Source organism: Streptomyces sp. ST2-7A, assembly GCF_021390475.1.
Taxonomy (GTDB): domain Bacteria; phylum Actinomycetota; class Actinomycetes; order Streptomycetales; family Streptomycetaceae; genus Streptomyces.
Genome location: NZ_JAJUWS010000013.1, coordinates 47820 through 67082 on the forward strand (window position 1 = coordinate 47820; position 19263 = coordinate 67082).

General features: G+C 73.5%; 14 protein-coding genes. 13 read left to right on the forward strand and 1 reads right to left on the reverse strand.

The window, feature by feature from the left end:
* Positions 1-265 precede the first annotated feature (265 nt).
* The 8 genes from LZF96_RS10425 (at position 266) to LZF96_RS10460 (ending at position 12008) form a co-directional block, all read left to right on the forward strand.
* Positions 266-1351: a hypothetical protein gene (locus LZF96_RS10425; RefSeq protein WP_233869226.1), complete on the forward strand. Its 1086-nt coding sequence runs from the start codon at positions 266-268 to the stop codon at positions 1349-1351.
* Positions 1348-3900 carry a lantibiotic dehydratase family protein gene (locus tag LZF96_RS10430; protein WP_233869230.1) on the forward strand — a complete coding sequence of 851 codons (2553 nt, stop codon included), beginning with the start codon at positions 1348-1350 and terminating at the stop codon, positions 3898-3900. Before LZF96_RS10425 ends, LZF96_RS10430 begins: the two co-directional genes overlap by 4 nt.
* The gene (locus tag LZF96_RS10435) at positions 3897-5642 is read left to right on the forward strand and encodes a hypothetical protein (RefSeq protein WP_233869233.1); all 1746 of its coding nucleotides are present in this window, start codon (positions 3897-3899) and stop codon (positions 5640-5642) included. The genes LZF96_RS10430 and LZF96_RS10435 overlap by 4 nt, the downstream gene beginning before the upstream one ends.
* A complete protein-coding gene (locus LZF96_RS10440; protein ID WP_233869238.1) occupies positions 5639-7570 on the forward strand; it encodes a TOMM precursor leader peptide-binding protein in 1932 nt (643 codons plus the stop codon). The genes LZF96_RS10435 and LZF96_RS10440 overlap by 4 nt, the downstream gene beginning before the upstream one ends.
* A gap of 16 nt (positions 7571-7586) precedes the next feature.
* Positions 7587-9095, forward strand: coding sequence for a hypothetical protein (locus tag LZF96_RS10445; RefSeq protein ID WP_233869242.1), 1509 nt, complete (start codon positions 7587-7589; stop codon positions 9093-9095).
* Positions 9096-9193: 98 nt separating this feature from the next.
* Positions 9194-10303, forward strand: a complete 1110-nt coding sequence (locus LZF96_RS10450) for a thiopeptide-type bacteriocin biosynthesis protein (RefSeq protein ID WP_233869245.1) — start codon at positions 9194-9196, stop codon at positions 10301-10303.
* Positions 10304-10398: 95 nt separating this feature from the next.
* Complete coding sequence (locus LZF96_RS10455) at positions 10399-11256, forward strand: ABC transporter ATP-binding protein (protein ID WP_233869248.1); 858 nt, start codon at positions 10399-10401, stop codon at positions 11254-11256.
* A 14-nt stretch (positions 11257-11270) separates the two neighbouring features.
* Complete coding sequence (locus LZF96_RS10460; RefSeq protein ID WP_233869251.1) at positions 11271-12008, forward strand: ABC transporter permease; 738 nt, start codon at positions 11271-11273, stop codon at positions 12006-12008.
* Between the two features lie 115 nt (positions 12009-12123).
* On the opposite strand, the gene LZF96_RS10465 is transcribed toward LZF96_RS10460, so the two are convergent.
* The gene (locus LZF96_RS10465) at positions 12124-13782 is read right to left on the reverse strand and encodes a bifunctional 3-(3-hydroxy-phenyl)propionate/3-hydroxycinnamic acid hydroxylase (protein WP_233869253.1); all 1659 of its coding nucleotides are present in this window, start codon (positions 13780-13782) and stop codon (positions 12124-12126) included.
* A gap of 306 nt (positions 13783-14088) precedes the next feature.
* Between LZF96_RS10465 and LZF96_RS10470 the strand changes: the two genes are divergently transcribed.
* The 5 genes from LZF96_RS10470 (at position 14089) to LZF96_RS10490 (ending at position 19123) form a co-directional block, all read left to right on the forward strand.
* On the forward strand, positions 14089-14244 hold the full coding sequence (locus tag LZF96_RS10470) for a thiazolylpeptide-type bacteriocin (RefSeq protein ID WP_233869256.1): 156 nt from the start codon (positions 14089-14091) through the stop codon (positions 14242-14244).
* Between the two features lie 87 nt (positions 14245-14331).
* Positions 14332-15957 carry a class I adenylate-forming enzyme family protein gene (locus tag LZF96_RS10475; RefSeq protein ID WP_233869260.1) on the forward strand — a complete coding sequence of 542 codons (1626 nt, stop codon included), beginning with the start codon at positions 14332-14334 and terminating at the stop codon, positions 15955-15957.
* Positions 15954-16796: a 2-amino-3,7-dideoxy-D-threo-hept-6-ulosonate synthase gene (locus LZF96_RS10480; protein WP_233869263.1), complete on the forward strand. Its 843-nt coding sequence runs from the start codon at positions 15954-15956 to the stop codon at positions 16794-16796. Before LZF96_RS10475 ends, LZF96_RS10480 begins: the two co-directional genes overlap by 4 nt.
* Positions 16768-17877: a 3-dehydroquinate synthase II gene (locus LZF96_RS10485; protein ID WP_233869266.1), complete on the forward strand. Its 1110-nt coding sequence runs from the start codon at positions 16768-16770 to the stop codon at positions 17875-17877. Before LZF96_RS10480 ends, LZF96_RS10485 begins: the two co-directional genes overlap by 29 nt.
* The gene (locus LZF96_RS10490) at positions 17855-19123 is read left to right on the forward strand and encodes an FAD-dependent monooxygenase (protein WP_233869269.1); all 1269 of its coding nucleotides are present in this window, start codon (positions 17855-17857) and stop codon (positions 19121-19123) included. The genes LZF96_RS10485 and LZF96_RS10490 overlap by 23 nt, the downstream gene beginning before the upstream one ends.
* Positions 19124-19263: the final 140 nt, after the last annotated feature.

The following is a 19263-nucleotide window of genomic DNA, read 5'->3' on the forward strand; positions in this document are numbered from 1 at the left end:
CTCCTCCGGCGGCCTTGTTGCGAGCCTAACCAGGAGCCCTCCCGACGGGACCATGATGGATGTCATCGGGGGACGTGACACATGTCAGCAAAGTCCGGACGGGCCGTTGATGGGCCGAGAACGCCCCGGGCATCATGACCCACGTCAGCCGGGTGATCTGCCGCGGAAGCCCGCATGACCGACCTCCTCTCACCGAGCCACGAACAGGTGCGTCAGTGTGACCGTTAGCGTTTCAGAGGCCGGCGTCCCCGCGGATCCGTCCGCCGTGACCGGACTCCGCCTCTACACCCGTGCCCCCCTCACCCCCGGCTGGCTCGCCCGGACCGTCCTCCCTGCCTGCCGGGCCCTGCGCGAGGACCACGGTGCCGGCGTCGTCCACATCCGTCGGGGGTGGCTGCACGGCCCCCACGTGGACATCGTCGCCCAGCCCGGACGGGGCTCCGAACTGCCCTGGCGGGAGCTCGCCTCACGGTTGGACGCCGGGCCCCCCGGTGACCGGCCCATGACCGAGGAGGAGTACCTGAACCGGGCCCGCGAGTTCGGCCGCCTGGAGAATGTCGCACCGCCGTACCTGCCGATGCGTGACCACGGAGCCCTGGAGTTCCTGTCCGCGGAGGACGAGAAGGGGTGGCCCGCGCCGTTGAACGACCTGCGGGCCCTCGCCCTGGGCCGGCTCAACCAACCGTTGCTGCGCACCGTCGAGGCGTTCGCGGCCCCACCGGTCGACGCCACCCTGCACGTCGCGGAGGCGTTCGTCGCACTCGCCGACGCCCACCACGCCGGGGCCGCCTTCGGCGTGTTCTCATTGCGCTCGCACGCCGAGGCCTTCCTCGCCTGGACCGCGGGTGGGAAGGACCCGCGTCCGGCTTTCGATCGTCGCCTGGAAGACGACGCCCCCGGACTGCTCCCGGTGGTCGAGAACGCCCTGGCCGGTCGCCCCGACCCCCGCACCGCGGAGTGGGGGCGAGCCTTCGCCTACTGCACGGGACTCTTCGACGGCGCGGTGGCCCGGGGCGACCTCACCCCGGCGGTCGTCGACGGGCTCGGGCCGGGGTTCGACACCGACACCATGGGCCCGCCCGGCGGCAGGGGGGCCGCGGATCACGAGCCGAGCGCCTTCCACCGCGCGGTGGACGCCTCGGGGGTCATCGCCGACCCCCCGCAGTGGTTCGCCTCCTACCGACTGGTCGTCAACCTCTTCTACCAACAGCTGCCGCTGCTCGGACTGCCGCCGATGCACCGCTACTACTTCTGTCACGCCATCGCGGAGTTGGTCGACCGGGTCCTCGGGGAGCCGTGGTCCGAACGCCTCGAGCGGGTGGCGTCTCGCGACACCAAGGAGGCCGTGTGACGGGGGCGGAGCCGGAGCCCGGGAGGCAGGGCCACCCCGATGAGGCCGGTGAGCCGCTGTGGATGCTCCGTCTCAACCCGCTGCGCCGCACGCGACTGGCCGACCCCGAACTCCTGCGGGCCGTACGGGCCCTGCACGACGCCGAAGGGGGGGTGCGGGAAGCCGCGGAGCGCTGCTCCGACGAGCTGCACGCGGAGATCGGCGGGACCACCGACCCGGATCTCCGCGGCCGCCTCATCGCCCTGCGGCGGGCCGTTCACAACGACCGCACACCACGGGCCGAACTGATCGTCGAGCGCCCTTGTGTGGAGCACTGGCGGCAGGTCCGCGCGCGTCGGGACACGGCACGCCGACAGGTGGCGGAGTGCCACGAGGAGGCCATCGGCCGCGAGCGGACCCGGCTGGCCGAACTGCTGGCCGACGACGACCTTCGTCGCTCCCTCGCCCTGGTGGCCCGGGAGGCGGGCGAGGGGGCCGAGCGCTACCGGGCCGCCGTGGCCCGGCCGGGCGGCCCGTCCGCCCGGCTGCGGAAGACCGAACGCGGGTTGCTCCAGTACGTCACCAGGGCCATGGTCCGCACCAGCCCCCTGACCCGGTTCACCGCGGTCGGACTCGCCGTGCCGGAGACCGACGGGCCGGGTCCGGACACGCCGGTGTTCGAGGGCATGACCTCTTTCCCCGGGCTGGACCGGGCGATGCTCGACTACGTGATGGGCGGTCTCCAGGTGCCGCCGCGGACCCTCGACCCCGCCACCCTCGTGCAGCTCCCCCCGACCGCCGACATCGCCCCCGACGCCGGCCGCCTGTACTTCCTGCGCCCGGACGGGGACGGCATGCGCCGCCTCTCCGCGCCGCTGTCCCCCACGGTGCTGGCCCTGCTGGAAGTCACCGCCATGGGACCGCGCCGCTTCGACGCCGTGGTCGCCGACTTCGCCGCCCGGGCGGGTTGCGCCCCGGAGCAGGCGATGGGCGCGGTGCGCAAGGCGGTGGACGCGGGAATCCTCTGCACGCGGGCCCGGCCCGAGGACGGCGGCGCCGAGTGGACGGACCTGTTGCGAGCCCCGGAGTCCCCCGCCGCTCCCCTGCTGCACCGGATCGCGGAAGCCCTGCCCCGGGTCGCCGACGCGTCCCCCGGCGAACAGACAGTCGAGTTGGGGAGCCTGCGCGCATCCCTCATGGAGCTGAGCCGTGTGGCGCGTCGCCCGGCCCAGATCCCCGTCGAGGAGGACACCCTCCTGAGCGGGCTGCGGGTGTCGACCGCGCGATGGCGATCGCAACTCGAGGACCTGGCCGCCGGGGTGCGGCTGCTCTCGGCCTTCGACATGCTGCACGACGTCCGGGCCCTGCTGTCGGCCGCCTTCGTCGAGCGCTTCGGGGCCGGGGCCGACATCCCGCTCGTCCCGAACGCCGACCACCTCGTCCGGGAGGTGTACCGCCGGGGCATGGCGTTGGAGACGGAATCGCCGGCCGACCTCGGACCCGCCGATGGTTCCCTGGAACGCCTGTACACCCTGCGCGAGCGGGTGACGGAACGGTTGCGCGCCGACCTCACCGCAGCCGGGGCCGAGGGACGCGACCTGACCTGGACCGCGGCGGGAGTGGACGACCTCGTCGCCGGCATTCCCGACCGCTTCCGCCGCGAACCCCTGGCGTACGGCGTCCTGGTCCAGACCTGGCGGCAACAGTTGGTCTTCAACGACGCCTACGCGGGACACGGGATGCTGCACGGCCGGTTCCTCGGAGCGGACCGCGCGCTCGGCGGTCGGGCCCTGGACCACCTGGCCGATCGACTGCCGCGGTACTACGGCGCCACCGGGAACCGCGTGGTGGAGGACGCCGGCCTGCACCGGCTGAACGTCAACGCCCACCCCCGGGTCCTGGACGACGCGCTGGAGCCCGACGACTGGTACGCGCTGCGCCTGGTGCACGACCCGGACACCGACGAACTGGCCGTCAGGGACACCGACGGGCGCCGGGTCATCGTGCTGACCCTGGGCACCGGTCATCCCGAGATGTACCCGCCACCGCTGCGGTTGGCCAACTGGCTCTACGCCGGAGGACAGTTGCGCGAGGACCTTGTTCACGACTGGCACACGACCGTCGGTGGGGACACCCGCGACACACGGCGCTGCCCGCGGTTCTCCGTGGGCTCCGCGATCCTCGCGCGCCGGCGCTGGTACGGCGGGGAGGAACTGGAAGCGGTGATGGCGACCGGACCGGAGGACCGCGACCGCTTGCTCGCCCTCCAGCGGTGGCGCGCCCGGCACGGGGTGCCCGAGGAGGTCGTGCTCAAGACGGTGCTCGACGTGACCGATCGCGCCCCCGGCGGCGACGGGGACGATCGACGCGGCCGGGACAAACCGCAGTACGTCGATCTGGCCTGCGCACTGGGCGTGCGCGTGCTGCCGCGCATGCGGGAGCGGCGGGGGGCCGGATACGTGGAGGAGGCGCTCCCCGGGGTCTGTGACGCCCCGCGCGCCGCGGAGTGGGTGGTGGAGATCGGACGCACCGCCAACGGGTCCTTCCAGTACGGAGGAAAGCCGATATGAGCATGAGAGCCCGCCCCCATCTCCACTACGCGCCGGTGCCCAACGGCGTGTACCTCAGCGGTCCGCGCACCCAGTTCGTCTTCGGCGGCCCGCCGAAGCTGTACGGCGTCTTCGACGTCTGCGTGCCCCTCCTGGAGGACGGCGCCACGGAGGACGAACTGGTCGCGGCCCTGGGCTCGGAGCGGGCCCGCCCGGTGGTGCGCAGGATCACGGCCGAACTCGCCCGCCGCGATCTGCTCCTGGACCCGGGGGCGTTCACCGAACCGGAACCCTCCGCCGAGCTCCGCGCGCGTCACCCCGAGGCGCTGGCCCACATCGAGGCCGTGGCGGCCGATCCGTACGCGGTCTTCGCGCGGCTGAGGGCGGCCCGGGTGCTGCTGTACGGGCCCGCGGAGGTGACGCTGCCCGCCGCGCGCGGCCTGCACCGGGCGGGAGTGACCCGGATCGTGCTGGCCGCGGCCGACCGGGAGGCCGTCGCCGCCACCGCGGAACGGCTGGGCGCCACGGTGGCGGACCGTCCCGAGGACCTGCCCGCCCGGATCGACGCCGTGCTGTACCACCCCCCGGCCGGAACGGACCCCGATGAGCTGCCCGACGGCATCGCCTCCCGGGTCGTCCCGGACGCGCCTGTGGTACGAGTGAGCGTCGGGGAACGGGTCGTGATCGTCGGCCCGCCCCACCGGGGGACCGCCCCCCACCCGCTCCCGCGCGAACTGGCACGACGGGCCGACGAGTGGGCCGGCGACGAGGAACCGCTTCCCCACCCCGCGGCCGACGCGCTGTCCGGCGCGATCGCCGGGCAGACGCTGTTCGAGGCGCTGACCACCGGTGACACCGGCGAGGCGCACGTGCTGCACGGCAGTGCCATGGCGGCGGACCCGGTCGCCGTGGCGACGGTCACCGACCCGGGATCCACGGCGCCGCGCACGCTCCACACCATCGGGACGGACCCCGTGCCCGACCCCGACGCCGCGGTCGAGGCCGTCACCGCCCTCACCTCCCGGTGGACGGGCCTGTTCGCCCCGACGCCCGGCGCAGAGCTGCCGCAATTGCCGCTGGCGTTGAGGGAGTCCGGCGACCGACCCGGTGGCCCCGGAACGGTCGTGGCGTGGGCGCGGGATCAGCGGACCGCCACCGTCGCCGTCACCCTGGCCGCTCTGCGCGCCCGGTGCGGGGGGAAGGGCGTCGCCGCCGCGGGACTCACCGAGGAGCACTGGCTCCTGGACGGTGTGCTGCGGCTGCTCGCCGAGGAGGCCGTACCGCTGTCCACCCGTCGGTGGAACCCGGGGGACCCCGCCCCCCGGGAACTGCTGCCGCTGCTGAGGGCCCTGGAGGAAGAGGAGGGCGCGACCCCGCTGACGGTGACCCTGCTGCACCACCCCGCCCTCGACTGGCGACTGGCCCGGGTGGAGGTCGACGGGGACCCCTCGGCCGGAGGCGGCCCCAGCTGGGGCCGGAACGACACCGAGGCCCTCGGCGGTGCCCTGGCCGCGCTGCTGGCGCGACTCCGGGCCGACGCCGTGCCCGGCGGGGGGAGGGTCCCGGACGGGGCCCACACCGACGCCCTCCTCTTCGCCGACGGCGCGGTGCTCACGGAGTTGCGCAAGCGGCTCACCGAGCACGCCGCGGTGACGGGGGTGGAATACCGGGGTGTGCCCCGGCCGGGGGACCCCGTGCTCGGCGAGCCGCCCCTGTGGTGGGGCGGCGTCGAGGTCCACACCGTGGCCGGAGCCGGGTCGTGACCGCCGTCCGGGAGGCCGGGCTGTTCGTGGCCCCCGCCCTCGCCGACGCGTTCCCCGGGATCCCGGAGCGCTGGGAGGAGGTTCTGCGGCCGCTGCTCGGGGCCGTGAGCGGCACGGTCTCCCTGGGCACCGGGTGGGACGCGCGGTGGGAGGGCGACATGCTGCGCGCCGCCGCCGGGGCCGGACGCGAACACCTCTCGGTGCGGCTCCACGACGACGAGGTGTTCATCGGGCCGCGCTGGGTGCCGGGTACCGACGGCGGCTGCGCCGGCTGCGCCGAGGTGCGCGCCCGGACCGCCATCCCGCACCCGCTGGTGGACGACCTCGCGCGGCCGGTGTCACGGGTGGTGCCGCGCCGACCGCTGCTGTCGGAGATGGTGACCGCGCTGCTGCGGGGGGTGGATCCCGCCACACTGGATCCCGGAGGGCTGTACGCCCTCGGCTCGCGGGGGTCGCGACGTCACCGCGTGACGCGCAACTTCGCCTGCCCGCTGTGCTCCTCCGTCCCCGGGGAGGCGCATCCGGACAGCCCCCCGGCCGCCCCGGAGCTCCCCCGGCTCCCCGCGCACCCGGAGGACCCGGGGCGCAGGGCCGAGGGCACCCCGCTGCTGGATCGCGAGACGCTGCGCGAGCGGGTCGTGGACCCCCGCTTCGGTCCGGTGCTGGCCGTGCAGCGGGAGCTGACCGCGCCGTTCGCGATGAGCCAGGCCGTGCTGCCCGACTCCATCGCGATGGGGTACGGCCGCGCCCGAACCTTCGCCGCCGCCGAACCGATCGCGGTCCTGGAGACCTACGAGCGGATGGCGGGCTTTCCCCACCAACAGCCGGTGCTCACCGACCTGTCGTACCGCGAGGTGGCGGAGGTGGCGGTGGACCCGGCGACCTTCGGGGAGTACACGGAGGAGCAGCTGGCGCATCCGGCCTGTCTGGCCGGTCGGATGACCCCCGACACCCCCATGGACTGGGTGTGGGGTCACGACGCGGACACCGGTCGGGCCCTGCTGGTCCCCGCCGAGATCGGGTTCTTCCAGTACGACTACCGCTACCGGCGGGCGCGACACGCCGCACGACGGGCCGGTGCCCCGCCCCGTCGACACCTCTTCCACGAGTCCTCCAGCGGCAGTGCCCTGGGCTCCGGTCCGGAGGAGGCCGCCCTGCACTCGCTGCTGGAACTGGCCGAACGCGATGCCTTCCTGCTCGGGTGGCACCGGGCCCGGCCCCTGCCGGAGATCACCCTCTCCTCGGTGACCGACCCGGTGAGCCGGCGACTGGTGGACCTGATCGTCTCGCACGGTTTCACCGTCCACCTGCTGAGGGCCACCCGGGACATCGACGTGCCCGTGGTGTGGGCCCTCGCGGTCAACGAGGTGAACGCCTACCCAGCCACGTTCGCCTCGGCCGGTTCCGGTCTCCACCCGCACGTGGCGGTGCGCGGAGCCCTGTGGGAACTGGGGCAGATCGTCTCGGACCGCATGGACTGGAACCGGGCGCGGGCCGAGGAGATGCTGGCCGACCCGTGGCTGGTCACGGACATGGAGGACCACATCCGACTGCACACGCTGCCCGAGAAACTGGAACGGGTGACCGCCGTTCTCGGCGGGCCGCGGATGACGTTGGAGGAGGCGTTCCCCGAGTGGCCGCAGCGGGTGCGCCGCGCCTCGGGCGGTCACGTCCGGGGGGCGCTGGACCACATCCGGGAGCTGTACGCGGCGGCCGGGCTGGACCGCGTCGTGCTGGTCGACCTGACCACCCGTGACCACGCCGATCTCGGACTGGCGGCAGTCAAGGCGGCCGTGCCCGGCATCATCCCGATGTGCTTCGGCCACACCCAGCAACGGCTGGTGAATCTGCCCCGGTTGACCGCGGCGCTGGCCGGCACCCCGCAGGAGCACGGCACGGCCCCCTACGATCCGCATCCGTTCCCATGAGGCAGGGGGAGCCCACATGACCTCAGCGACCCGACGGCACACCGCCGAACCACCGCTGCCGGAGGACGCCGACATCTTCTCCCGCGACGCCCGGTGGTTCGCGCACGCCACCGGCGTCGATCTGCCCCTGACCCGTGAGGGGGTGGGAACGGAGGAGCCGTTGTCGGAGACCGACGTGGCGTCGCAACTGGCGGACGAGGTCGCCGGGGAGCCGCGGGTGCCGCTTCCCCGGGGCACCTGTGAGCTGCTGGAAGGGGTCTCCTTCCCCCATGGTCGGGTGGGGGTGGCCGTGACCGATCCGCTGGGACACGCCCTGGTCGCGGGCTTCGGGTTGCAGCGTCGGGAGCCGAACAACCCGTTCGACGACCACCGGGTCGCGCCCTCGGTGCGAGGGAGGTTCCCCGTGCACGTGCTCGTCGACGACGGGGCGCGGCGCCGGGTGTTCGATCCCTACCGGCACGGGCTGACGACCCTGCCCGACGCGGTGCGGGACACCGGCCGTCGGGAGGTGGTGCTCGCGGGCCGCTACACCCGCCTGCCCCCCTCCTACAAGTGGTTCCGCGGCACGCTGGTCAACCTGGAACTGGGCATCGGCCTGCGTCAGCTGTGCCTGGGCATGGAACTGTTCGGGGTGCCGGGCCGGGTGGGTCTGCCCGGTCCGGGGGCCCGGGCCGGGCTGGCGGCCTACGGACTGACTCCCTCCGGTGAGTGGACCCTACCGTTGACGGTGGAGCTCGATCCGTCCCCGTCGCCCCCCTCGACCGGCCCGGGGGGAACCCGGAGCGAGGTCGAACTCCCCGAGGACCCCGTGCTGACCGAGGTGCTCACGATCAACCGCGCCCAGGAGGAGAGCGCCCCCGTGGAGCCGGCCACCGTGACGACGACCGTCCCGACGGCCTCCCCGGAGGGGGCGTGGACCTGGGCCGAGACGATGTGGCGGCGTACCTCCGGCGGGATGCCCCGGGGGATGTACGGAACCGGTGGACGCCGCCGCCGGGTACCGGCCGAGGTCGTGCACGACGCGGCCCGCTGGCTGTCCGTGCCGCCACCGGGCGACCTGCTGCGCGAGGTACTCGCCGCGCTGCGCGTCACCTGCGTGCTCCAGGCGGTCGACGGCCACGCCGACGGCGTGTACCGGCTGCGGGAGGGGGCGGTGGAGCCGCACCGGGAGGACCCCACCGCCGCCACCCGCATGGAGGAGATCTACGGGTACCCGGCGAATCCGGCCAGCGGGTGCGACGTCCGGCACGCGACGGCCCTGTGGTTTCTGACCGTGCGGCCCCGGGAGTTCGTCCGCCGGTTCGGTGCCGGCGCCTTCAACACCGCCCAGTACGCCGCAGGTTGGGCGGCCCAGGGGGTCTCGCTGGCGGCAGCGGCGGCGGGCTTGTACGCCCGCCCCGTCAAAGCGTTCCGGGAACATTCCGCCCAGTCGATCCTCGGGCTGGAACCGGACGAGATGGTGGTCTTCTCCATCATCACCGGGACTCCGCGGCACACCCTTCCCGCCCTCGACCTGCGGATGTGACCGGACATCCCCGGCCCGGGCCGGCCCCGCTCCCACCGGCACCACGGACGAACCGTGAACCACCGCGACGAATCGCGATGAACCGCAGTGAAGGAAACGTGACGAAAAGAGACAGCGTGGCGCACGATTTTCCTCCGGCACCCCCCGGGGACGCGCCGGGCACGACCTGGCGGGCCTGGCACCTGCACACCGCTTCGCCCGCGCGTTCCCTCCACGACAGGGTGGTGACGGAGGTCGTCTCCCCGGTCGTCGCCACCCTGCCGGGCCGACCGTGGTTCTTCATCCGCTACTGGCACGCCGGTCCGCACGTGCGGCTGCGGATCGGTGATCTCGACGCCTCGGAGGCCGAGCGGGTGGAGGCGGCGCTGACCGAGGGCCTCGGGGCGGCCGGGCGCCTGCGCGACGACGAGACACCGATCGGGGCCGACGCCCACCGGGCCGTCGCCGCCCGCCTGGCCCTCGGGGAGGGGATCCCGGGCTCCGATCCGGGTGTGCGGGAGATGCTGCCGCCCGGTGTGCACCGCGCGGTCTACGAACCGGAGCTCGAACGGTACGGAGGGGCGCGGCTGATGCCGGCCTCGGAGCACCTGTTCCGGCTCTCCAGCGAACTGATCGCGGCGTTCCTGCGCCGTGCCCCCTCCACGGGCGCCAGGGCGGGGCTGGCCCTGCGGGCGGTGCTGGTCGCGGGGCACGCGCTGGAGGACCCGGAGGACGAGGCCGCCTTCCACCACTTCGGCCTGGCGGCCTGGCGCTCCCGGGTGATCGACGCGGGCCACCCGCCCGACCGGGTGGACCGACTGTGTGGGGCGGCGGTGACCGCCGAGCGGGAACGACCCCGTCCGGCACCGGCCGGGGACCCGGGGGACCGAAGTCCCCTGACCCCCTGGTACCGCGCCCTGGTCTCGTTGGTGCGCGCCGCCCGGGAACTCTCACCCGGGCATCCCGGCCAACTCGTCTCCTCCCACGTGCACATGTTGCACAACCGGCTCGGACTGGGTATGGCGGAGGAGTTGCAAACCTACGCGCGATCGGCCCAGATGTTTCCCAGTCCCACCCCCGCCCCCGAGGACCTCCTCGGGCACCTTCCCACCCACCGGCCCGGCGACGATCCGCCCCGCGGCACCGATACATCGGAGTCCACCCCCCGCCCCACGGAGCACGCCGGTTCCCGTACCGGCGCGTTCTCCTCTTCTCAGGAGCAGCGATGACACCCACCCCGGGAGCAGCGAAGACGGAAGGCCCGACGACCGGGACCGAGAGCCGAGCGGATCGACCCGATGCCGCCGGGGCGCGGGGGGCGGAGGTGATACGGGCCCGCGGGCTCACCCGGGTCTACGGTGACCACACCGCCCTCGACCGTGTCGACCTGACGGTGAACGAGGGCGAACTCATCGGACTCCTGGGTCCCAACGGGGCCGGTAAGTCCACCCTCCTCAACCTGCTGGTGGGACTGCGGCGGCCCACCTCCGGGCAGTGCGAACTGTTCGGAGGCGACCCCCGGGTGCCGGCCAACCGCCGGTTCATCGGCATGACCCCGCAGGAGACCGGCCTCCCGGCCACCCTGCGGGTCTCGGAGGTCGTCGACTTCGTCGCCGCCCACTACCCCGAGTCGGAGGACCGGGACGAGCTCCTGGAGCGTTTCGGACTGACGGATCTGGCGCGCCGGCAGACCGGCGGCCTGTCCGGTGGTCAGAAGCGGCGACTGGCCGTGGCCCTGGCCTTCGTGGGCCGCCCCCGACTGGTGGTGCTCGACGAACCCACGACGGGACTGGACGTCGAGGCCCGTCACACGCTGTGGGAGCGCATCCGGGACTTCCACCGGGGCGGCGGCACCGTCGTGCTGACCAGCCATTACCTGGAGGAGGTGGAGGCGCTGGCCCGGCGCGTCGTGGTGGTCGTGGAGGGCCGGGTGCTGGCCGACGACAGCATCGACGCCATTCGCGGTCTGGCCGACGTGCACCGGGTGAGCCTGACCGCCGACGACCTGCCGGAGTTGCCGGGGGTCATCAGCCGGGAGGACGAGGGGGACCGCATTCACCTGCTCACCTCGGACGCCGACCGACTGGTGCGCGAGTTGGTCGGGCGCGGGGCCGCGTTCTCCCGCCTGGAGGTGCGACCCACCACCCTCGAAGAAGCCTTCCTCACCCTGTCCGCGAACTGACCGGAGACAGCCGCGTGTCACTCACCCTCGTCCACACCCGTTATCAGCTGCTCCAGGTCAGCCGCATCCCCATGGCGATGCTGGGCGCCGCGTTCTTCCCCGCGGCCTCCATGCTGTTCTTCGTCGTGCCCAACACCGGGGACGACCCCGCGGGCGCCACGTTCGCCACCGCCTCAATGGTGATCTTCGCGGTCATCATCAGCAACCTGTTCGGCCACGGCATCGGCGTCTCGGAGGACCGCGCCCAACCGTGGGAGCCCTACACCCGCACCCTGCCCGTGGGGCCGGGGCCGCAGTTCGCCAGCCGCATCCTCACGGGGGTGCTGATGATGCTGCTCTCCCTCCTTCCCGTCGTCGTCATCGCGGCACTGCTGACCCCCGCCACCACCACGCCGGCGCGTTTCGTCATGGCGATCGCCGTGGTGGTGGTGGCTTCCCTGCCCTTCACGTTCATGGGACTGGCCATCGGCTACCTGCTGCCGATCAAGGCGGCCCTGGCGGTGGTCCAGATCCTCTTCTTCCCGTTGGCGTTCGCCGGTGGCCTGCTCTCGGGGCCCGAGGACGCGCCGGGGTTCATCCAAACCATCGCGCCGTACGTGCCCACGCGCGGCGCAGTGGAACTCATGTGGGCCGCGGTGGGTGATTTCCGGATCGACGCGGTCGCGCTGACGTCCTTCGTGCTGTGGACCCTGGCGATGGCCGCTCTGGCGGTCTACGCCTATCGTCGGGACGAGGGGCGCAGGTTCCGCTGACCGGTGCCGGAGCGCCGCGCCCGGGGAGGGGTCTTCCTCTCTCCCCGGGCGCGGCGCTCCCGCCGCTCCGATTCCGGTCCGGGGCGGTGGGGCCGGTCACGGCGGACCGTCCGGGTCACCCTCGGGGTTCCCCGCCCCCGCCTCCCCGACGGGAACGGGCGAGGCGCGCGACGAAACCGGCCAGCAGCCCGTTCGTCCCGCCCGGGTCTCGCGTGATCCCGTAGACGTGGTGGTCCGGCCGCACCAGAACCGCCTCGGCCCCGAGTTCCGCCAGCCACGACCGGTACACCCCGTCCAGGTCGACGAGCACATCCCCGGTCGGTCGGTCCGCCGCCGGGTCGTCGGGGGCGACCACCCGCACCGCGCGCCCGCCGACGTGCCGCAGTGCCTCCAGCAGGCGCGGGTCGAGGGTCTCGGCCGGCTCCCCGCGCGAGAACAACCGGAACCCGTCGCCCAACACGATGTCCGCCCGCCCCGTCCGGCCCCGATGGCCGATCCGCCCCTGGGGCGCGAGCCGTCCTGTCCCCGGGACGGAGGGCCCGTCCCCGGTGCGGTGCAGGAACCCCGTGGTCGGAACCTCCCCCGGGGCCTCCGCCGGAGCCTCCGCCGGGTCGTGGTCGGGACCCCGGTCCGGCACCGCCGCCCGATCCCTGGCGGCGGCCTCCTCCGGGTCCGTCACGCAGATCATCCGCCCCAGACGCACCGACAGGTCGATCGTGTGCCCCACCAGCTCCCGTCGTTCCACCCCGTAGGTGTCCAACAGGTCCCGGCCGGCCACGCCCTCCAGTACCAGCCGCAACTTCCAGGCCAGGTTGGCCGCGTCCCGGAAGCCCGAGCACATCCCCTGGCCGGCGAACGGCGGCATGCGGTGGGCGGCGTCCCCGGCCAACAGCACCCGGCCCACCCGCCACCGATCGGCGTTCCAGGCGTCGAAGGTGTAGACCGCGTGACGGACGAGTTCCGCCTTCCGCGGCGACACCCCGAACAGCGACAGCAGGTGCCAGGCGTGTTCCTCGGTCTCGAAGCCCGGCCCCGCCTCGGACGGCAGCCGCATGAACTCCCAGCGGCGGTGTCCGGGACCGGCCGACACGGCCACCCGGGGTCGGTCCGGGTCGGCCACCTGGAGGTTGGCGGGCGGGAAGGCGCCTGGTTCGCGCGGCACGACATCGCACGCCATCCAGTCCAGCGAGAAGCCGGCGTCGGTGCCGGTGATGCCGGCGGCCCGCCGCACGAAGCTGTTCGCGCCGTCACACCCCACCAGCCACGCCCCGGTCAGGGTGTGTCGATCGCCGGTGGCGACGTCCTCGGTCTCCAGGACCACCCCGTCGGCGTCCTGACGCAACCCCACCGCCCGTCGGCCGCGCACCACACGCAGGGACGGCAGTTCCGCCGCCCGGTCACGCAGGACCGCCTCGAGTCCCGGCTGGTACACCGAGGTGGAGTCCGGCCACAGATGGCGCCCCCGCCGCCGGAGGGGGATGCGCAGCAGGGAACGCCCCTCGGCGTTGACGATCCGGTAGTCCTCGGAGGGTTCGGTGAGCCCGCCGAGGCGGTCCGCGACCCCCGCGGAGTCCAGTACGCGCGCGGCCGGGCCGTCGAAGGCCACCGCGCGGGGCAGCGCGTACGGTTCGGGCCACTGCTCGACGGCGGTCACCCGCAGTCCGTGGCGGGCCAGCAGTGATGACAGCACCAGGCCGACCGGCCCGCAGCCGACGACGAGGACGTCCGCGCCCGGCTCCCCCTCGCCCTCGACCCCTCGCGACGAACCGGTCATCGGTGATCTCCAATCGACGGGGTTCGCTTCCGGGCCGGGGGCGCGCGGGGGCTCCCGGGACCGGGAGGGCGCCACCGCACGCCGCGAAGGGCCTCGGCCGGGGCCTCTCCGGGCCCCGGCGGAAGATCGTAGGCCGGCCCCGGAGAGGACGACCATGGACGCTTTGCACGGTGATGACGCGTGTAAGTGAACCGGTGATAAATGTCAGTTTCGGGGCGGCGGCGATTGCAGGTCCCGGTTCGTGCGGCAACCATTCGGTCTGTCAATCCGCCGGCCGGCTTCGCCATCACCTGAAGGGACACCCCCATGAGCACCTCCACCGACGAGCTCTTCGACAGCTTCGACATCGAGGAGCTGGAGACCCTGGAGATCTCGGACAGCGTCGCGCTGCCGGAGATGGGTGCCTCCAGCATGAACTTCACCTGCTGCTCCTCGTCCTCCTCCTCCTGCTGCTGCTGCTGACGCGCAGCACGGGGAAGGTGCCCGCGCGGGTGACACACCCGCGCGGGCACCACAGGACCTGTCGGCTCTCGCCCGGAACGGATGGCCGTGACATTTCCGATAGCCGATGTACCGGACGCCTGGGCCCGGCACGAGCACTACGTCCTCCGTCTCCTGTGGCGGCTCTCCCGGCGCCCCGGTGACGAGGTGCTGCGCACGCCCCGGGAGTCCTCGGACGGGGCGTCCCTCGCCCGGGAGGTCTGCGCCCTGGCGGCCACGCTGCGACGGGTGGGCACCGGCCCCGGCACGACGGTCGCCGTCCTCACCGAGCCGAACCATCCGGCGATGCCCGCCGCCCGCTGGGCAGCGCACCTGCTCGGGGCCTGCGTGGTCCACATCCGCGCGACCAACCCCCGATCCGACACCGTCACCCTCTCCACGGACACCCGACTGCGCGTCCTGGCGGAGACCGGGGCGACGGTGCTGGTGACGGACGCCGGACACGCCGAACAGGCCGCCGAACTGGTCCGACGCGCCCCCGGTCCGCTCCGGCTGGTCGGCGTGGGCACCCGCGCCCCCGGCACGGCGACCTCCGGGGACGACGGACTCGTCCGACCCGGTGACCTCCCCGCCCACGATCCCGCCCGCCGCGCCGTGGTGGCGTTCACCAGCGGCAGCACCGGGGAACCCAAGGGCATCGTGCAGTCCTTCGCGACCTGGAACGCCATCGTGAATTCCTTCCCCGGCGGCACCGAGCCGGGGGAACGGACGGGAATCCTCGTGGTCACCCCCCTCGCCCACACGGTCGGCTCCATGGTCGACGCGGTGCTGTGCGACGGTGGCCGTGCCGTCCTGCACGAGGGGTTCGACCCCGGGGAGGTGCTGCGGGCCTTCGGAAGCGGAACGATCACCGACGCCTATCTGGCGGTTCCCCACCTCTACGCGCTGATCGACCACCCGGCACTGCCGGACACCGACCTGTCCCGGCTGCGTCGCGTCGTCTACAGCGGCACCCCCGCCTCACCCCGCAGGATCGCCGAGGCCCACCGGGTGTTCGGCGACTGTCTCATCCAGCTCTACGGCACCACCGAGGCCGGTGGGATCAGTGGTCTGACGCCCCTGGACCACCGGGAACCGGAACTCCTGTCGAGCGTCGGCCGTCCGTTCCCATGGGTCCGGGTCGTGATACGCGATCCCGACACCGGTGCGGAGGTCCCGCGCGGCGAAACCGGCGAGGTCGTCGTCGAGGCCCCCACGGTGATGGACGGTTACCTCTCCGATCCGGCGCCGACCTGGCCGACCGGGCCGGATCCGGAGGAGACCGGGCTCCGTACCGGGGACCTCGGCCACTGGGACGTGTACGGCTACCTCCACCTGGACGGCCGGGTGGGCCAGGTCATCAAGAGCGGGGGTCTGAAGATCCACCCCACGGCGGTCGAACAGGCCCTGCTCACCCACCCCGGTGTGGCGCAGGCGGTCGTGTACGGCGTACGGGCCGAGGACCTGACCGAGTACGTGCACGCCATCGTCGTGCCGCGCCCCGGTGCGGCGCCCACCGCGGACGAGCTGCGCTCCCTGGTCGGCACGACGCTCTCACCCCTGCACACCCCGACGGAGATCACGTTCCGGGAGGTGCTGCCACTCACCGAGCGGGGCAAGCCCGACAGGGCAGGCCTGCGCTCCCGCACCGGGGGAAAGCCGGACAACGGCTCATCGTGGAAGGGAACGACATGATCACGCACCATCACTTCGCCCGGGCACTGCGATTGAGCCGGCTCCACCACCATCATCCCGAGCGCCTGCTGGTCGTCCCACTCGACCACTCCCTCAGCGACGGTCCCGTCGTGCCGCGGGGCAGCACGATCGATCGGCTCTGCGGTCGACTCGCCGAGGGCGGCGCGGACGCGGTCGTCGTGCACAAGGGCAGTCTGCGACACATCCACCCCGCCCGGCTCGCCGACATGTCGCTCATCGTCCACCTCAACGCCAGCACCGCCCACGCCCCGGACCCGGACGCGAAATACATGGTCACGGGCGTGGAGGACGCGCTGCGCTGGGGAGCCGACGCGGTCAGCGTCCACGTCAACATGGGCTCCTCGGACGAGCGCCGACAACTCGCCGACCTGGGTCGGGTCGCCGACCTGTGCGATCGGTGGAACCTGCCGTTGCTGGCCATGATGTACCCGCGCGGGCCGCGGATCACCGATCCCCGGGACGCCGACCTCGTCGCGCACGCCGTCACCCTGGCCGCCGATCTCGGCGCGGACATGGTCAAGGCCCCCTGCGCCCACACCCCGGCCGAGATGCTCGACGTGACCGCCGCCTGCCCCATTCCCCTGCTCTGCGCGGGCGGACCGCCCCGCGACAGCGAGGCCGAGGTGGCGGACTTCGTTCGCGGCGCCCTGCTCGGCGGCGCCGCCGGTATCGCCATGGGACGGAACATCTTCCGGGCCCCCGACCCCCGGGCCATGACGGCCCGGGTGGCCGGTCTGGTCCACGGTCTCCCCACGGAGAACATCGACCATGTGATGGAAGGGCGGGGCAGTGAGTACAACAAAGCTGTGTTGGCTTGACATCCGGGCGGCGGGAGCCGCCCGGGAGGCGATCGTCGAGGAGGCGGCGCATCAGCGCATCGACGGCCTCGTGGCCTCCGACCCGGCCGATCTCCTCGACGTGCCACCCACCGTCAAAAAGGTGCTGATCCCCGAGGACGGGGAGGTTCCGGCCGACCCCGGACCCGCGGAACTCGTCATCCTCCCCGGGGGGCCCGGCAAGCGGGCCGAGGCCGCCGCGACACACCCCGGGATCGAGTTCGGTCGTTTCGTGGAGATCACCGACGCCGAGAGCCTGGACGAGGCCATCCGCGCCGCCCGCACCGAGCGGTGGAGCGTCCTGCACTTCCGGGACCCCACGAAGATCCCCCTGGAGATCGTCATCGCCGCGGCGGCGGACGCCTCCGGCGCCGTCGTCACCCTCGCCGGGGACATCGAGGAGGCCGAGGTCGTTCTCGGCTGTCTGGAGCACGGCTCCGACGGGGTGTTGCTGACCGCGCACGCCCCCGGCGCGGCCACCGCGCTGAAGAGAGCGGCCACCAGCCGGACCGGCGAGATCGACCTGGTGGAACTGGAGGTGACGGCCACCGCCCACATCGGCATGGGGGAGCGCGCCTGCGTGGACACCTGCTCCTACCTCGGCAAGGACGAGGGCATCCTGGTCGGCTCGCACTCCAAGGGCATGATGCTGTGCGTCAGCGAGACCCACCCGCTTCCGTACATGCCCACCCGGCCCTTCCGGGTCAACGCCGGGGCCATCCACTCCTACACCATCTCCGATCACGGCCGTACCAGCTACCTCAGCGAGTTGAGGTCGGGCAGCAGGGTTCTCGCGGTCAACGTCAAGGGCGAGACCCGGGTCGTCACCGTGGGCCGGGTGAAGATCGAGACGCGCCCGCTGATCTCCGTCGACGCGAAGGCCCCGAACGGGCAGGAGGTCAACCTCATCCTCCAGGACGACTGGCACGTCAGGGTGCTGGGTCCCGCCGGCGCGGTGCTCAACAGCACCGAACTGCGTCCGGGTGACCGGATCCTGGGCCACCTCCCGACCGCCGACCGGCACGTGGGGTACCCCATCGATGAGTTCTGCCGCGAGCAGTGAGGCACCGGCCCCCGGGGACCCGGGTCGTCCCCGGGTCGCCGTCGTCGGTGCCGGCATCGGCGGTCTGACGCTGGCGGCGGCGCTCGCCCGGGTCGGCGTGCCGTGCACGGTCTTCGAGCGGGCCGGGGAGTTCTCCCCGGTGGGCGCCGGGCTGCAACTGGCGCCGAACGCGGTGCGCCTGCTCCACCGGCTCGGTCTCGCTCCGCGCCTGCGCGAGCGGGCGGTGCGCCCCGTGGCCCGCGAGATCCGCCGCTGGGAGAACGACGCGTTGCTCTCCCGCCTGCCGCTCGGTGAGGAATGCGCGCGCCTGTACGGGGCGCCCTACCTCACGGTGCACCGTGCCGACCTGCACGAGGCGCTCTCCGGCGTGGCGGGGGACCGGGTGCGGAGGGGACGGAGTGTGGTGGGGGTGGAGTCCCTGCCGGACGGGGCCCTGTTGTGGTTCGCCGACGGCACCGGGCACCGGGCGGACGCGGTGGTCGGCGCGGACGGCATCCGATCGGTGGTGCGGGGCACGCTGGTGCGCGACGCGCCGGTGTTCTCCGGCCACGTCGTCCATCGGGGTCTGGTACCCGTCGAGCGGGTTCCGGAGGCGGCGGACCCCCCGCGCGTCACGCTGTGGTTCGGGCCCGGCCGGCACTGCGTCTGCTATCCGGTCTCCGGGGGGCGGTGGTTGAGCTTCGTCGCCACCGTGCCGGTGGGGGAGGCGGAGCCGGAGTCGTGGACGACCGAGGGGGAACCGGCCGAACTCGCCGCCGCCTACCGGGGCTGGAACGACACCGTCTCGGCCCTCTTCGCCGCCGCCGCCCGCACCGGTCGGTGGTCCCTGTACGACCGGAAACCGCTCGCGGCCTGGTCCTCCGACCGGGTCACGCTGCTCGGCGACGCCGCCCACCCGATGCTGCCGTTCCTGGCCCAGGGCGCCAACCAGGCCGTCGAGGACGCCCTGACACTCGCGGTGTGCCTGTCCCGGGTCGACCGCGCAGGCGTCCCGGAGGCCCTGCGTCGCTACGAGTCCCTGCGCCTGCCGCGCACCACCGAACTGCAACGGGACTCCCGTGGCACCACCGCCGCGACACACCTGCCCGACGGAGAGGCGCAGCGGGCCCGGGACGCGGCCCTGCGGCACGCCGGGGACCTGCGCTCCATGGCCCGGTGGTACGGCCACGACGCGATGGCCGTCGCCGCCGGACGCCCCCCGACCCGCCGACCCGTCACCGCGGAGGGAGTTCCCGCCCCCGGCTGAGGGCGGCGAGGTGGAGGTCGACGGTCCGGAGCGGGCCGCCCGGCGGCGGGGCGGGGTCGTCCCACCGGAGGGCGGCGGCGATCTCGTCGTTCGGCGCGAAGGGAACCGGCCCGAGGGCTCCGGTCCCGTCACCCGACGGC